Origin of the sequence: Rhodococcus sp. Q (genome assembly GCF_005503035.1) — a bacterium.
In the GTDB taxonomy this organism is placed as follows: Bacteria; Actinomycetota; Actinomycetes; order Mycobacteriales; family Mycobacteriaceae; genus Rhodococcus_G.
The window spans coordinates 434,954-449,683 of the sequence record NZ_SCOY01000001.1 but is presented as its reverse complement, the minus strand read 5'-3'; the positions used below and the strand labels follow the sequence as shown (position 1 = coordinate 449,683).

General features: G+C 67.8%; 13 protein-coding genes. 8 read left to right on the top strand and 5 right to left on the bottom strand.

The window, feature by feature from the left end; translation table 11 throughout:
- Positions 1 to 94: 94 nt before the first annotated feature.
- Positions 95 to 937 carry an NADPH-dependent oxidoreductase gene (locus FFS72_RS02145; RefSeq protein ID WP_137872375.1) on the top strand — a complete coding sequence of 281 codons (843 nt, stop codon included), beginning with the start codon at positions 95 to 97 and terminating at the stop codon, positions 935 to 937.
- Here FFS72_RS02145 and FFS72_RS02140 read toward each other — a convergent pair whose 3' ends face one another.
- Positions 938 to 1,639, bottom strand: a complete 702-nt coding sequence (locus FFS72_RS02140) for a hemerythrin domain-containing protein (RefSeq protein WP_084734424.1) — start codon at positions 1,637 to 1,639, stop codon at positions 938 to 940.
- Between the two features lie 257 nt (positions 1,640 to 1,896).
- Here FFS72_RS02140 and FFS72_RS02135 point away from each other — a divergent pair, with 257 nt between their 5' ends.
- The 5 genes from FFS72_RS02135 (at position 1,897) to FFS72_RS02115 (ending at position 6,805) form a co-directional block, all read left to right on the top strand.
- Positions 1,897 to 2,985 (top strand): ABC transporter ATP-binding protein, encoded by a 1,089-nt coding sequence (locus FFS72_RS02135; RefSeq protein ID WP_137872374.1) that lies wholly within the window; start codon positions 1,897 to 1,899, stop codon positions 2,983 to 2,985.
- Positions 2,986 to 3,127: 142 nt separating this feature from the next.
- Complete coding sequence (locus tag FFS72_RS02130) at positions 3,128 to 4,411, top strand: ABC transporter substrate-binding protein (protein ID WP_137872373.1); 1,284 nt, start codon at positions 3,128 to 3,130, stop codon at positions 4,409 to 4,411.
- Between the two features lie 108 nt (positions 4,412 to 4,519).
- Positions 4,520 to 5,572: a carbohydrate ABC transporter permease gene (locus FFS72_RS02125; protein ID WP_137872372.1), complete on the top strand. Its 1,053-nt coding sequence runs from the start codon at positions 4,520 to 4,522 to the stop codon at positions 5,570 to 5,572.
- Between the two features lie 89 nt (positions 5,573 to 5,661).
- The gene (locus tag FFS72_RS02120; protein ID WP_137872449.1) at positions 5,662 to 6,588 is read left to right on the top strand and encodes a carbohydrate ABC transporter permease; all 927 of its coding nucleotides are present in this window, start codon (positions 5,662 to 5,664) and stop codon (positions 6,586 to 6,588) included.
- Positions 6,589 to 6,601: 13 nt separating this feature from the next.
- Complete coding sequence (locus tag FFS72_RS02115; protein WP_137872371.1) at positions 6,602 to 6,805, top strand: hypothetical protein; 204 nt, start codon at positions 6,602 to 6,604, stop codon at positions 6,803 to 6,805.
- 3 nt (positions 6,806 to 6,808) lie between these two features.
- Here the strand turns inward: FFS72_RS02115 and FFS72_RS02110 are convergent, their stop codons facing one another.
- Positions 6,809 to 8,707, bottom strand: coding sequence for an alkyl/aryl-sulfatase (locus FFS72_RS02110; protein WP_137872370.1), 1,899 nt, complete (start codon positions 8,705 to 8,707; stop codon positions 6,809 to 6,811).
- Positions 8,708 to 8,915: 208 nt separating this feature from the next.
- Here FFS72_RS02110 and FFS72_RS02105 point away from each other — a divergent pair, with 208 nt between their 5' ends.
- On the top strand, positions 8,916 to 11,090 hold the full coding sequence (locus FFS72_RS02105) for a transglycosylase domain-containing protein (protein ID WP_249353076.1): 2,175 nt from the start codon (positions 8,916 to 8,918) through the stop codon (positions 11,088 to 11,090).
- 16 nt (positions 11,091 to 11,106) lie between these two features.
- Here the strand turns inward: FFS72_RS02105 and FFS72_RS02100 are convergent, their stop codons facing one another.
- Positions 11,107 to 12,054 (bottom strand): DUF1254 domain-containing protein, encoded by a 948-nt coding sequence (locus FFS72_RS02100; protein WP_137872368.1) that lies wholly within the window; start codon positions 12,052 to 12,054, stop codon positions 11,107 to 11,109.
- Positions 12,055 to 12,173: 119 nt separating this feature from the next.
- On the opposite strand from FFS72_RS02100, the gene FFS72_RS02095 reads away from it, so the two are divergent.
- Positions 12,174 to 12,929: an SDR family oxidoreductase gene (locus tag FFS72_RS02095; protein ID WP_137872367.1), complete on the top strand. Its 756-nt coding sequence runs from the start codon at positions 12,174 to 12,176 to the stop codon at positions 12,927 to 12,929.
- Positions 12,930 to 13,004: 75 nt separating this feature from the next.
- On the opposite strand, the gene FFS72_RS02090 is transcribed toward FFS72_RS02095, so the two are convergent.
- Together FFS72_RS02090 and FFS72_RS02085 are read right to left on the bottom strand one after the other, a co-directional pair.
- Positions 13,005 to 14,099: an inositol-3-phosphate synthase gene (locus FFS72_RS02090; RefSeq protein ID WP_050066731.1), complete on the bottom strand. Its 1,095-nt coding sequence runs from the start codon at positions 14,097 to 14,099 to the stop codon at positions 13,005 to 13,007.
- Positions 14,092 to 14,652, bottom strand: a complete 561-nt coding sequence (locus FFS72_RS02085) for a PadR family transcriptional regulator (protein ID WP_050066730.1) — start codon at positions 14,650 to 14,652, stop codon at positions 14,092 to 14,094. Before FFS72_RS02085 ends, FFS72_RS02090 begins: the two co-directional genes overlap by 8 nt.
- Positions 14,653 to 14,730 lie beyond the last annotated feature (78 nt).

Sequence of the window (14,730 nt, the reverse complement as noted above, 5' to 3'; positions counted from 1 at the left end):
GGAGGTTCGCGTCGTGATGAGCGCAACCGTCGACGCCCACCGCCGACGACGGGATAGTTCCGCACACACCGACACCTCACCCCGGGAGAACGCGATGACCGCTGCCTTGGACCCGACCTCCGCGCCCGACACCGACGCGGCCCTGTTCGCGGACCGCTACGGGACGACACACAGCTCGTCACGCGAGGTCACCGGAGTGATCCGGCAGCAGTTGGCGCATCGCTCGGTTCGGTCGTTCCGACCCGACCCGGTGTCCGACGCCGCCGTCGAGGCGATCGTCGCGGCAGCGCAGTCGGCGCCGACGTCGTCGAACCTGCAGACGTGGAGTGTCGTCGTGGTCCGCGACCCCGACCTCAAGGACCGGCTCGCGACGCTGTCCGGCGACCAGGAATTCATCCGCCGGGCCCCGGTGTTCCTGGTGTGGCTCGTGGATTTCGCGCGACTCGCACAGCTCGCGGACCGCCACGAGCACGGACTCGAGGGTGCCGACTACGTGGAATCCGCACTCGTCGGATTCGTCGACGTGTCCCTCGCCGCGCAGAACGCGTCGCTGGCCGCCGAATCACTCGGCCTCGGAACGGTGTTCGTCGGAGGCGCACGCAACCATCCCGAGGATCTCGCTGCCGAGTTGCATCTGCCGGATCGGGTGGTCGCGGCGTTCGGGCTTGCTGTCGGGCACCCGGACGACTCGGATGCGTCCCGCGTCAAACCGCGTCTGCCGCAGCAGGCCGTCGTACATCACGACAGGTACCGGGAGGACACCCAGCTTCCTGCCGTCGACGAGTACGAGCAGACGATCCGGGCGTTCTACGAGGGAGAAGGACTCGCGCACAGTTGGATCGAGCGTGTGCTCGTCCGGTTCGGCACCGTCGGCGGGCTCAACGGCCGCGAACGGATCGGTGAGGCACTCCGGAACCGCGGATTCCACCTACGCTGATCAGGCTCCACTCGAAAGCGATTGCGAAGGAATGTTCTCGGCGTCGGTCCCCTTCCACAGGTCGGCGAAGTGATGACGGTTGTGCGGGCCGAGCACGTGCAGGATCAGGAATCGGGGAATCGCGGGCACCAGGTGCACGACGTAGTCGCTCGACGCGTCGTCGAGTCCGTCCAGAATCCAGACGCCTTCCCGGCCGAGTTCGGGCAGCGACAGCGGTTTGATGTTGTACTGCTCGTCCCACGCGGTCCACTCCGCCTCGGTGATGCTGGCCGAGACGATCGGCATCATCTCGCGCTCTTCGCGCTCGAGGTGCGGCAGCAGTACCTCCGAGAGACCGTCCAGTGCCGAGGCCAACTGCTCCTGGGAGCCGGGTGTCCCGTCGCGGAACGCGTGTGCGGCCTCCTGGAACGCTGTGATGGCGGGTTCGATGCGGTGGTGGTCCTCGTTCATCCGCGCGACCATCGGTGCCGAGTCGGGGTTGTGGTCCAGCACCTGCGGATACAGGGCGGAGTCCTCGGACTCGTGGTGGTGGTGCAGGAGTTCCATCAGCCAGAGCACGTGGTCGGCGAGCTCGACACGATGGTCGTCCGGCACGGGCCCCGCCGCGAGCACGAGGTGGAGCCGCAGCAGGTCGCGGCGGAGCGCGGAATGGATGATGCCCATCACTCGGGTGTCGGCGGGCGCGTCGTCGGCGGGTTTCATGACTGTGCCTCCAGGTCGTCGGCTGGGCTGTCACGGTCCGATCGGGCCGCCTTCCATTCTCTGCCGCCGCAGTCCCGAACAGAAGGGCCAGGGTGCAGACACCGGTGCCCGCACGGCGGGGCCTGCCATACTGTCGCGCGGACACATCGCGCGCAGGAGCGGAGCCTGCGGAGTGACCAGAGCGTCCGGCGCAGGAGCGGAGCCTGCGGAGTGACCAGAGCGTCCGGCGCAGCCGGTGAAGGGATCGACGAACACCCATGGCGACAGTCACCTACGACTCGACCACCTGCCTGTTCCCCGGCTCGGACACGCCCGCTGTCGACCGCTTGCGGCTCGACATCGCCGACGGCGAGTTCCTGGTGCTGGTCGGCCCGTCGGGGTGCGGCAAGTCCACGTCGCTGCGCATGCTCGCCGGCCTCGAGGAGGTCCACTCGGGACGTGTCCTGATCGGCGACCGCGACGTCACCTCGGCCGAGCCGAAGGACCGCGACATCGCGATGGTGTTCCAGAACTACGCGCTGTATCCGCACATGTCGGTCGCGGAGAACATGGGCTTCGCACTCAAGCTCGCGAAGACCCCGAAGGACGAGATCCGGCGCCGCGTCGAGGAGGCGGCGAAGATGCTCGACCTGACGCAGTACCTGGAACGCAAGCCCAAGGCGCTGTCGGGTGGTCAGCGGCAGCGCGTCGCGATGGGACGCGCCATCGTCCGGCAGCCGCAGGTGTTCCTGATGGACGAGCCGCTGTCGAACCTCGACGCGAAGCTCCGCGTGCAGACGCGCACGCAGATCGCGCAGCTGCAGCGCAGGCTCGGCACCACCACCGTCTACGTCACCCACGACCAGGTCGAGGCGATGACGATGGGCGATCGGGTCGCGGTCCTCAAGGACGGGCTGTTGCAGCAGTGCGCGTCCCCGCGGGAGCTGTACAGCCGCCCCGCGAACGTCTTCGTGGCCGGATTCATGGGGTCGCCGTCGATGAACCTGTTCACCCTCCCCGTCGTGGACGGTGGGGTGCGGTTCGGCACGGTGGTGATCCCGGTCCCGCGCAGCACCCTCGGTTTGGTGCACGACTCCGAGGTCGTCGTCGGCGTGCGGCCCGAGCATCTGGAACTCGTCGGTGCGAACGTGGCCGGTGACGGCGTCGAGATGGAGGTCGACGTCGTCGAGGAACTCGGTTCGGATGCCTACATCTACGGGTGGTCCTCGGTGTCCGACCACGGTCAGGAGATCGTCGCCCGCGCCGACTGGCGTCGCCCGCCGCGCAAGGGCGACCGCGTCCGGCTGCACGTCGACCCCAACGAGGTGCACCTCTTCTCGGCGTCCGACGGCCGCCGTCTGGGGTGACGGTCGTGGTGGCGTGGCCGACCCAGTGCGGGGGTAATAGGCGAAATCACCCTGCGGGCGTGCCACAGTAGGCGACGACAATGCCTCGGCCCGGGGAGTCGGTGTCCGTGGCCAGAAGATTCGTCCTTTCGAAAGGTGGACCATGCGTTCTTTCAACACGCGGTCGCGGATCGCCGTGGCGGCATCCGCCGCGGTGCTGCTCGCGCTCGCCGGATGTTCCAGTGACGACAGCAGCAGCGGCGGCAGCGTCGACGAAGCCGTCAGCCAGAACGTCGACGGCCGTGGCCCGATCACGTTCGCGATGGGCAAGAACGACGTCGACAAGCTCCAGCCGGTCATCGCGTCGTGGAACGCCGCGAACCCCGACGAGCAGGTCTCCCTCAAGGAACTGCCCGGTGAGGCCGACGACCAGCGCAACCAGCTGGTCCAGTCGCTGCAGGCGGGCAACGCCGACTACGACGTGATGGCTCTCGACGTCACCTGGACCGCGGAGTTCGCGGCGAACGGCTGGCTGCAGCCCCTCGACGGCGCTCTCGCCATCGACACCGCCAACCTGCTGCCCGCGACGGTCGACAGCGCGACCTACCGCGGCACCCTGTTCGCGGCCCCGCAGAACACGAACGCGCAGCTGCTCTACTACCGCACCGACCTGGTTCCCGCGGCCCCCGCGGACTGGAAGGCGTTGACCGACAGCTGCGCCGCGGCCGTCGCGAAGACCACCGACTGCCTGATCACGCAGCTCAAGCAGTACGAGGGCCTGACCGTCAACACCACGCAGTTCATCAACTCGTGGGGCGGCTCGGTCGTTGCCGAGGACGGCAAGACCCCCGAGGTCACGTCGCCGCAGTCGGTGGCGGGCCTGCAGGCGCTGGTCGACGCCTACAACGGCGGCACCATCGCCAAGCGTTCCACCTCGTTCACCGAGGAAGAGACGAACCTCGCGTTCGTCGGCGGTGAGTCCGCGTACGCCTACAACTGGCCGTACATGTACACCAACGCGGAGAAGGACGGCTCGGCGGTCAAGGGCAAGGTCGCGGTCGCTCCGATCGTCGGCCCGGCAGGCGCAGGCGCGTCCACCCTGGGCGGCTACAACAACGGCATCAACGTGTTCTCGAAGAGCAAGGCCACGGCCAAGGACTTCGTCGAGTTCATCCAGAACCCGGAGAACCAGATGTCCTTCGCGGACGCGTCGTTCCCGCCGGTCCTCGCATCGGTGTACGACGACGCGGCCCTGGTCGCCAAGTACCCGTACCTGCCCGCGCTGAAGGCGGCGCTCGAGAACGCGGTCCCGCGTCCGGTGACCCCGTACTACAGCGCGATCTCCAAGGCGATCCAGGACAACGCGACCGCCGCGCTGAACGGTTCGGTGAGCGTCCAGCAGGCCGCCGATGACATGTCGGCCGCCATCACCAACGCGGCCAAGTAGTTCGCGTGAACGGAGCGTTCAGGTCCTCGAGGCCTGAACGCTCCGTCACGCCGGGTGGCTGCGCCGGTTCGGTGGGTCCACATCGAGAAGAGGAAATCAGGTAGTTCGATGACCGACTCCCCCGAGCCGGCTGCGCACGACAACGACGCCGTGACCGAAGTGATCCACATCGGTCACGGCGTCGCCGCGCCCGCCCCACCCTCCGAGCCGCCGTCGAAACGGCGTTTCGACTGGCGCCCGGTGTACCTGATCGCGCCGACGATGATCGTTCTCGCGGTCGTGATCGTCTATCCGGTCATCAAGGCCGTGATCCTGTCGTTCCAGCGCAATCCGGGTGTCGACGAGGTCACCGGCCGCTTCGTGTCGGGCGGCTTCGCCGGTTTCGACAACTACCTGCTGTGGCTGACCGGGAACTGTGGCACCGGCCGCGGCTCCTGCCCGCCCGGCACCCTCGGTGCCGATTTCTGGCCCGCGGTCGGCGTGACGCTGCTGTTCACCGTCACGATCGTCGGCTTCTCCACACTGCTCGGTCTGTGGATGGCGACGATCATGGGCCGCAGCTTCGTCGGTCGATCCCTGCTGCGGGCCAGCGTGCTCATCCCGTGGGCGATCCCGACGGCCGTCACCGCGAAGCTCTGGTACTTCATCTTCGCCGAGAACGGCATCGCGAACAGCCTCCTCGGCACCGACATCGCGTGGATGACCGACCCGTGGGCGTCCCGGTTCGCCGTCATCATCGCGGACGTCTGGAAGACGACGCCGTTCATGGCACTGCTCATCCTCGCCGGACTGCAGATGATTCCGCAGGACGTGTACGAGGCTGCCCGCGTCGACGGCGCGTCCGCGTGGCAGCGGTTCAAATCCATCACGTTGCCGCTGGTGAAGCCCGCGCTGATGGTCGCGGTCCTGTTCCGGACCCTCGACGTGCTCCGGATCTACGACCTCCCGGTGATCCTCGGCGGGCCGTCCGGGTCCACCCCGATCTCGACGGTGGCCATCCTGACGGTCGCCGACATCCGGCAGAACAACCTGCAGAGCGCGTCGGCGTTGTCGACGCTGATCTTCCTGGGGATCTTCGCGGTTGCGTACGTGATGGTGAAGTTCCTGGGGGCGAACGCGGTTCGCACCCAGGACGAGCAGCGCAAGGGCGGTGATCGGTGATGGGACGGCACAGCGTTCCCGAGGGCGGTGCCCCCGAGGGCGGCTCCGCACCGTACGAGCGGTTCACGAGCGAGACCCCGAACGATTCGATGGAGACGATCCTCATCCCCGCCATCCCGGCGTTCGAGGAGCCGGATGATCTGGAGGAGCCGGAGCGGGAAGCCGCTCCCCTGCGGCGTCGCAAGCAACCGCTCGGACCCGCGATCCGCAACTACATCGGCGTCATCGCCATTCTCGTGTGGGGCCTGGCCCCGTTCTACTGGATGGTGGTCACCGCATTCCGCGACAGCGCCTACACGTTCAGCACGACGCCGTGGCCCACACACCTGACGCTGGACAACTTCCGCGACGCACTGTCCACCGACACGGGCAACGACTTCCTCGGCGCCATCGTCAACAGCATGATCATCGGTGCCGTCACCACCGCCGTCGCGTTGGCGCTGGGCGTGTTCACCTCCTATGCCTTGGCGCGCATCGAATTCCGTGGGAAGTACCTCGTCGTCGGTGTCATCCTCGGCGCGTCGATGTTCCCGACCGTGGCGCTCGTGACGCCGCTGTTCCAGCTGTTCAGCGACCTCGGTTGGATCGGTCAGTACCAGGCGCTCATCATCCCGAACATCTCGTTCGTCCTGCCGCTGACGGTCTACACCCTCACCTCGTTCCTGACGGACCTGCCGTGGGAACTGGAGGAGGCGGCGAGGATCGACGGCGCGACGCGCGGGCAGGCGTTCCGCATGGTGCTGCTGCCGCTGGCGGCGCCCGCACTGTTCACGACGGCGATCCTCGCGTTCATCGCGACCTGGAACGAATTCCTCCTCGCGAGCCTGCTGTCCAACGAGCGCACGGAACCGGTGACCGTGGCGATCGCCCGGTTCGAGGGCCCCGACGCGTTCAGCCAGCCGTATGCGGCGATCATGGCGGCGGGCACCCTCGTCACGGTCCCGCTGGTGATCATGGTGCTGATCTTCCAGCGCCGGATCGTGTCCGGTCTGACCGCGGGCGGCGTCAAGTCGTGAGCGGTTGCTCCGCATGAACGACGGCAGACGGCGGGCGCGCAAGCGTCAGCAGTTGGAGATGCTGATCGGCATCCTCGGCTTCTTCACCCTGATGGCGCTGATCGCGGCGGTCGCCGGCATCGTCGGCGGCGACCCGGGGGTCACGCCGTCGTTGGTGCTGCTCGGACTGGTGATCGCTCTCGGTGCCGCGATCCGGAGCTGGCGCCGAGCACGTTGACCTTCACGGGGTGACGATGGGGAACGCCGGATCGAACTCGTCCAGGACCGAGCCCAGCGTCGCGAGCGCCTGCGCGTCCCCGTCGAGGGTGATGGCGCCGGACCCCGCCAGTGTGCTCGCGCTGCCCGGCCTCAGCAGCACTCCGGTCAGTGCCGCCTTGGATCCCGACACCGTCAGTTGCGTCTTGCCGGACGCACCGCGGCGGGCATTGAGGGTGCCGCGCCGGATCCACATGGTCCACGTCTCGCCGCGGTCGGTGAAGTCGAAGTCGATGCGGACGTCCACGTCGGCGGCCTTGGGTCCGTCGACGTGGACGGCGACGAAGTCGAAGAGGATCTCGATCGGCATGCCGAGGATGGTGTCCTTGCTGGCCGTGGTGAACGGCGCGGGCTTGACGCCCTCCCTCAGTTCCAGTGCGGCGCTGAGGAAGATTCCGCGCCACTGCGGTCCCTCGGCCTGGTAGCCCATCTGCTCGTACGCGTCCGCCTGCAACTGACGCGCCGCGGTGTTGTCCGGCTGCGCGAAGACCAGCTTGTGCAGGATCTCGACGGCCCACCGGTAGTCGGCGGCCTCCACGGCGCGCCTGCCCTCGGCGAGGATGTTGTCGGTACCCGCGAACTCGACGAATCGCTTCGCGGATTCGACCGGCGGGTGGGGGTGCAGCGACACCGGGTCGCCGTCCCACATGCCCAGTTCCTTGGTGTAGACCGCACGGACGTCGTGATGCAGGGTGCCGTGGTAGCCGCGGTTGGCCCAGTTGCGACCGAGCTCGTCGGGCAGCTCGATGACCTCAGCGGCCTCGAGCGGCGTGTAGCCCTTGTTCGCGAGGCGCAGCGCCTGATCGTGGATGTACTTGTAGGTGTCGCGCTGCGATTCGATGAAGCCGGTGACGTTCTCGTTTCCCCACACCGGCCAGGTGTGCGGCCCGTAGTGCACCTCGGCCGCGTCGCCCCATCGTTCCAGGGTCTCGTCGAGGTAGCGGGCGAAGTTGCGGGCGTCCCGGGTGCGGGCGCCGCGCAGGGTCTGGATGTTGTGCAGCGAGTGGTTCGCATTCTCCGCGCAGGTCAGCGCCGACAGCTGCGGGATCCAGATGTGCATCTCCTCCGGCGCCTCGGTGTCGGGCGCGTAGAGGAACTCGAACTCGATGCCCGCGATCTCGCGGCGAACCCCCGTTTCCGTGACGAGGTCGGTCGGGGAGATGTAGGAGACCTCGGGTCCCTTCGTGCTCGCGATGCCGATGCCGCAGGTCACGAAGCCGGTGGGGCCGGGTTCGAGCAGACCCCCGAACGCGTACGCGGCGCGGCGGGCCATCGCATTGCCCGCGACGACGTTCTCACCGATCGCGTACTTGTCGAACTGGTGGCCCGGCGCGATGATCGGCACCTTGCCGGAGGCCACGTCCTCGACGTCGACGATGCCTTTGACGCCGCCGTAGTGGTCGATGTGGGTGTGCGTGTAGATCACCGCCGCGACGGGCTTGTCGCTGATGTGTTCGCGGATGAGGTCCATGCCCTGTCGTGCCGATTCCACGCCCGCCATGCAGTCGATCACGATCAGCCCGTCGTCGCCCTCGACGACGGTGAGGTTCGCGATGTCGTTGTTGCGGACCTGGTAGAGGCCTTTGGTCACCTCGTAGAGTCCGCCGTGCCGGATCAACTGGGACTGCCGCCACAGGCTCGGTTCGACCGAGTCCGGGGCCGGAACGTCGTCACCGATGTAGTCGAAATCGGTCGGGTCGAAGATGACCGAGCCGTCCGGCCCGGTGACGTTGCCGGGAAGTTCGGCGATGAGGCCGTGCCGAGAGTCCGTGAAGTCCTGCCGGTCCGTCATGTCGTACTTGTCGACCGCGGCACGGTTGGCTGCCGCCGTTGCCGGGCTGGCATCCTTCGGGGACTGGCACATGTCGGCCTCCTGGCACAGGTTGCGAGTATCACGCCACCCTCCGCGACCGCGTCCGCTCCCGCCTCACCCTGTGAAGGTGAACTGCAGCGGGACACGCTGGCGTGTAGCCGGTGATGGACGTCGGCGCCGGTCGATGCCACGATGCGAGGAGGACGGGCTCGTCCGCCCGTCTTGCTGTGCCGACCCCTGAGACTTCAGGAGAGTGCATGTGACTGGCCCGACGCCGCCGCCGGAGCCTGACGAGAAGCGCCGTACCGACGACGGCGAGACGCCGGGTTCCGCCCCTCCGCGCCGAAGACGCCGGCGTCGCCTCCTGTGGGCGGCGCTCGCTACAGTGGTGCTCCTGCTCCTCGTCCCCGCCACCGTGTTCGCGGTGTCGTACATGAGGGCGGTGGTGCCGCGGCCGTCGGACATGCGGACCAACCAGGTCGCGACCATCGTCGCGGCCGACGGCTCCGCCATCACGAAAGTTGTTCCACCCGAAGGTAACCGGACCGACGTCGCGATCGACGAGGTTCCCGAACATGTGCGGATGGCGGTGCTCTCCGCCGAGGACCGCAACTTCTACACCAATCCAGGGTTCTCGGTCAGCGGCTTCGCCCGCGCCGCCCGCGACAACGTCCTCGGCCGCGAGAGTGCCGGCGGCGGATCGACGATCACCCAGCAGTATGTGAAGAACACCCTCGTCGGGGCGGATCGCAACGTCATGCGGAAGATGCGTGAGCTGGTCATCTCGTCGAAGATGGCGCGCGAGTGGTCGAAGGACGACATCCTGGCCGCGTACCTGAACACCATCTACTTCGGACGCGGCGCGTACGGGATCGCGGCGGCGTCGAAGGCGTTCTTCGGGAAGCCGGTCGGCGAGCTGTCGGTGTCGGAGGGGGCGGTGCTGGCGGCGGTGATCCGCACTCCCTCATCGCTCGATCCCGAGACGAACGCCGCCTCGGCCCAGGAACGGTGGAAGTACGTCCTCGACGGCATGGTCGAGATGGGTGTGCTGTCCGCGGAGGACCGTGCGGTACAGGAGTTTCCGCCTACCGTTCCGTTGTCTCAGCTCGACGAGGCGGGCGCCGCACGTGGTCCGGAAGGGTTGATCCGGGCGCAGGTCCTCGCCGAGTTGGCGGCGTCGGGGGTCAGCGGGCAGGAGCTGAACACCGAGGGGTTGCTCATCACCACGACCATCGATCCGGTGGCGCAGGCGGCAGCGATCGACGCCGTCACGGAGACTCTCGACGGGGAACCGCCCGAGTTGCGCACGGCGGTGGTGTCGATCGACCCGAGAACCGGTGCGGTGCGGGCCTATTACGGCGGCGCCGACGGAGCCGGATTCGACTTCGCGCAGGCCCCGCTGCAGACCGGTTCGGCGTTCAAGGTGTTCGCGCTCGCGGCGCTCCTCGAGGAGGGCCGGGGCCTGCAGACCACCTTCAACTCGGCTCCGCTCACGGTCGGCGACGTCACCATCGGCAACGTCGGCGGCGAGTCGTGCGGCACCTGCACTGTCGCGGAGGCGTTGAAGCGGTCGCTGAACACCAGCTTCTACCGGTTGACGCTGTCCCTCGACGGCGGGGCGCAGAGCGTCGCGGACGCCGCGCACGCCGCGGGTATCCCGATGCAGATCCCCGCGGTCGACGGTCCGACGCTCAGCGAGAACGGAGGGCCGCCGGAGAATGGAATCGTGCTGGGCCAGTACCAGACTCGGGTGATCGACATGGCATCGGCCTACGCGACGCTGGCGGCGTCGGGTGTCTACCGGGCACCGCATTTCGTGCAGCGGGTCGTCACCGCCGACGGCCGCGTGCTGCTCGACCGCGCTCCCGATCCCGGCGAGCAGCGCCTTCCCGCGCCGGTCGCGGACAACGTCACCCAGGCCATGTTGCCGATCGCCTCGTACTCCAACGGCCACGCCCTCGCGGGCGGCAGGCCTTCGGCGTCGAAGACGGGTACCGCCCAGCTCGGCGACACGGGGTTGAACAAGGATGCGTGGATGGTCGGCTATACGCCGTCGCTGTCGACGGCGGTGTGGGTCGGCACCGAGCAGGCGCAGTCCATCGTCACCCAGTGGGGCGGATCTATCTACGGTTCCGGGCTGCCGTCGGACATCTGGAAGGCGACGATGGACGGCGCACTCGAGGACACGGACTGGGAGTCGTTCCCCTGGCCGAAACCGGTGGGCGGTCAGGCAGGCGTACCCGCCAACTCCGGTGCGACCTCACCCACGTCGGTGCGATCAGCGGGCACCCCCGCCATGGCGCCGCAGCCCGCACCCTACGAACCTCCACCGGCTGTCGCGCCGCCGGTGATCGTCCCGCCGGAGATCCCCGTCGCTCCCCTGCCCCGGAACATCGAGATCCTGCCCGGCGTCGTCATCCCGATTCCCGGGTGACGACGCCGGGGCCGCGTCACCGCGCCGACGGTTCCAACGCCGGCAGTTGCCAGCTGCCGTTCTTCACCGCCGCCCGCGGGCGGTACAGGCGCACCAGGTAGTTCCAGCCGTCGGTGACGGGAATCGCGTTCGGTGTGCCGTCGGGGAAGTCGCCCAAGCGCACCGTCACCGACCCGTCCGAGTTCGGTTCTGCGGTGATGTTGTTGACGCTGTACGCATTTCCCGCGTTCTTCTCGAAATAGCCGTCCTTGTTGTAGACGGAGACCGACCAGAAGCCGTCGACGGGAACATCGCGCAGCGTCAGTTCGTGGCGACCGGGTGGCAGCCCCGGGTCGACTCCGATGTAGGACGCCTCATCCGTCGGGAGGCCACCCCATCCGGCGGCAGTGCCGATGAGGTGGCGAACGGGATCCACCTGGTCGGGGCGGCCGAACGTGCGGTCGAACCCGGTCAGGCCCGCCGCCAGCGTCAGCAGCGCGGTGCGGGTGGCGTCCAGGCTCGCGACGTCGTAGTCCGGCGCGACGAACGGCTCCGCGGAGCCCGCCTCGATGCCCAGCCCGTCCTGGATGCCTGCCACGGCCTCGAGATCGCCGTCCAGGGCGGGGTCGACGAGGATGCGTACCGCGACGACCACGTGCCGCGTCCCGAAGTCGGCTGCCCGCAGTTCGTACGTGCCCGCGTCGTGGAAGAGTTCGCCCACGTAGTGGTCCTGATTGACGACCATCGCGGACAGGTACCGGTCGCCGTGATCGGGGATCGTCAGCGTCGCACCCGCCGCGAGATCGACGACGGCGAAGCTGTAGAGGGTGTCCCGGTTCAGTCGGATCACCGTCTGGTGATCGATCGACGCGGGCTCGCGGTTGTGCGAGAAGGTGTTGACGCCGCCGGCATCACGCTGCAGGTCCGCGAACATGCGGTCCGTTTCGGCCCGGACGAAATTGTCGACGTTGACATGCTGGGTCACGGTGATCCGTCCTTGTCGTTTTCGGGAATGAACCACCTCGACGCTAGGCGAGCGGCGAACCGCAGCGGCGCAGGTCATGACCGGTGTGTCGGCGTGACGCCTGCCGATACGCTTCCGACATGGACAGACTCCGCAAGAACATCCTCATCACCGGGGCCAGCTCCGGTCTCGGCCGCGGCATGGCGCGGGAGTTCGCCGCTCGCGGGCGCAACCTCGCGCTCGCGGCCCGTCGGACCGAGCGGCTGGAGGAGCTGCGCGACGAACTGCTCGCCGCGAATCCCGGTGTCACCGTTGCGATCCGGACACTGGATGTCGACCGCCACGACGACGTGTTCACGGTCTTTCGAGAGCTCGACGACGAACTCGGCGGACTCGACCGGGTGATCGTCAACGCGGGTCTCGGGAAGGGCCAGCCCCTCGGTACCGGCTACTTCCGCGCCAACGCGCAGACCGCGAACACCAACTTCCTCGGCGCACTCGCGCAGTCCGAGGCGGCGTTGGAACTGTTCCGGCCGCGCGACACCGGGCACCTGGTGCTGATCTCGTCGGTGAGCGCGGTGCGGGGCATGCCACGGAACATGACCACCTACGCGGCGTCGAAGGCCGCGGTCGCGTCGCTCGGCGAGGGGATGCGCGCGGACCTGGCGAAGACCGGCATCGACGTCAGCACCGTCTTCCCCGGCTTCATCCGGTCGGAGATCAACGAGAACGTGAAGAAGGTGCCTCTCATCGTCGACACCGAAACAGGGTGCCGCGCACTGGTGAAGGCGATCGAGAAGGAACCCGCCAAGGCGTACGTGCCCGCATGGCCGTGGCTGCCGGTGTCGCTGGCGATGAAGGTGCTGCCGCTGTCCGTCGTCGCGAAGATGACCTGACGCGAACGGGCGGTTCCCGGAGCATCGGTCGAGTGACCTGCTCGGGAACCGCCCGTCGTCGTGCGTCGGCGTGGGTTACGCCTCGATGATGAAGGCCTCGAGGTCGGCACGTGCCTTGTCGTCCGCCATCTGGATCGGCGGGGACTTCATCAGGTAGGCGGAAGCCGGGTAGACCGGTCCACCGATGCCGCGGTCCTTGGCGATCTTCGCGGCGCGGACGGCGTCGATGATGATGCCAGCGGAGTTCGGCGAGTCCCAGACCTCGAGCTTGTACTCCAGGTTCAGCGGGGCGTCACCGAACGCGCGACCCTCGAGGCGGACGTACGCCCACTTGCGGTCGTCGAGCCACTCCACGTAGTCCGAGGGACCGATGTGGACGTTGCGGTCGTGGACCTTGCCCGCGAGCGAACCGGTGAGGTTCGAGGTCACGGCCTGGGTCTTCGAGACCTTCTTCGACTCCAGGCGCTCACGCTCGAGCATGTTCTTGAAGTCCATGTTGCCGCCGACGTTCAGCTGGTACGTGCGGTCCAGCACGACGCCGCGGTCCTCGAACAGCTTCGCCATCACGCGGTGCGTGATGGTGGCGCCGACCTGCGACTTGATGTCGTCGCCGACGATCGGGACGCCGGCGTCCTTGAACTTCGCGGCCCACTCCGGGTCGGAGGCGATGAAGACGGGCAGGGCGTTGACGAACGCGACGTTCGCGTCGATGGCGCACTGCGCGTAGAACTTGTCGGCCTCTTCGGAGCCCACCGGCAGGTAGGAGACGAGGACGTCGACCTGAGCGTCCTTGAGCGCCTTGACGACGTCGACGGGCTCGGCGTCGGAGACCTCGATGGTCTGCGCGTAGTACTTGCCGATGCCGTCGAGGGTCGGGCCACGCAGGACGGGGACGTCGAGCGGCGGCACGTCGGCGATCTTGATGGTGTTGTTTTCGCTGGCGTTGATGGCCTCGGAGAGGTCGAACCCGACCTTCTTGGCGTCGACGTCGAACGCGGCGACGAACTTCACGTCGCGGACGTGGTACTGCCCGAACTTGACGTGCATCAGGCCGGGAACGGACGCGTTCTCGTCCGCATCCTGGTAGTACTGGACGCCCTGGACCAAGGACGAGGCACAGTTCCCCACGCCCACAATGGCCACGCGCACCGCGGTGCTGTTCTCACCCATGGTCGGGTTCTCCTTCTTTCTTGGGTAACGCTGTTGGTGTTTGCTCGGCGGCGATCAGCTCGTTGAGCCACCGCACTTCACGCTCACTCGACTCGAGTCCGAGTTGGTGGAGCTGGCGGGTGTAGCGGTCCAGCGAGCCACTGGCCCGCCCGATCGCGTCGCGGAGCCCTTCCCGGCGCTCCTCGACCTGACGGCGTCGCCCCTCGAGGATTCGCATCCTCGCCTCTGCGGGGGTGCGGCTGAAGAAGGCGAGATGCACCCCGAAGCCGTCGTCGGTGTAGTTCTGCGGTCCGGTGTCGGCGACCAGTTCGGTGAACCGCTGCCTGCCCTTGTCGGTCAGCTGGTAAACGCGGCGGGCGCGGCGCTTCAGGGTCCCGTCCGGGCAGGCGTCCTCCGCGATCAACCCGTCGGCCTGCATCCGGCGCAGTGTCGGGTAGAGCGATCCGTAGGAGAAGGCGCGGAACGCGCCGAGGAGGCCGGTCAGCCGCTTACGCAGCTCGTATCCGTGCATGGGCGACTCGAGGAGCAGCCCGAGAACCGCGAGCTCGAGCATCCTGTCCACCTCCTCGATCGTCCGAACCTAACCGCATGATGCGACCACCAACTATATCGCGCCGATATATACGAGCGC

What these genes read in the sequence shown, in the direction of transcription:
- FFS72_RS02130 (WP_137872373.1), top strand. Translation starts at nt 3,128, where the DNA reads ATGCGTTCTTTCAACACGCGGTCGCGGATCGCCGTGGCGGCATCCGCC.
- FFS72_RS02140 (WP_084734424.1), bottom strand. Translation starts at nt 1,639, where the DNA reads ATGAAACCCGCCGACGACGCGCCCGCCGACACCCGAGTGATGGGCATC.
- FFS72_RS02145 (WP_137872375.1), top strand. Translation starts at nt 95, where the DNA reads ATGACCGCTGCCTTGGACCCGACCTCCGCGCCCGACACCGACGCGGCC.
- FFS72_RS02120 (WP_137872449.1), top strand. Translation starts at nt 5,662, where the DNA reads ATGGAGACGATCCTCATCCCCGCCATCCCGGCGTTCGAGGAGCCGGAT.
- FFS72_RS02095 (WP_137872367.1), top strand. Translation starts at nt 12,174, where the DNA reads ATGGACAGACTCCGCAAGAACATCCTCATCACCGGGGCCAGCTCCGGT.
- FFS72_RS02135 (WP_137872374.1), top strand. Translation starts at nt 1,897, where the DNA reads ATGGCGACAGTCACCTACGACTCGACCACCTGCCTGTTCCCCGGCTCG.
- FFS72_RS02125 (WP_137872372.1), top strand. Translation starts at nt 4,520, where the DNA reads ATGACCGACTCCCCCGAGCCGGCTGCGCACGACAACGACGCCGTGACC.
- FFS72_RS02085 (WP_050066730.1), bottom strand. Translation starts at nt 14,652, where the DNA reads ATGCTCGAGCTCGCGGTTCTCGGGCTGCTCCTCGAGTCGCCCATGCAC.
- FFS72_RS02115 (WP_137872371.1), top strand. Translation starts at nt 6,602, where the DNA reads ATGAACGACGGCAGACGGCGGGCGCGCAAGCGTCAGCAGTTGGAGATG.
- FFS72_RS02090 (WP_050066731.1), bottom strand. Translation starts at nt 14,099, where the DNA reads ATGGGTGAGAACAGCACCGCGGTGCGCGTGGCCATTGTGGGCGTGGGG.
- FFS72_RS02110 (WP_137872370.1), bottom strand. Translation starts at nt 8,707, where the DNA reads ATGTGCCAGTCCCCGAAGGATGCCAGCCCGGCAACGGCGGCAGCCAAC.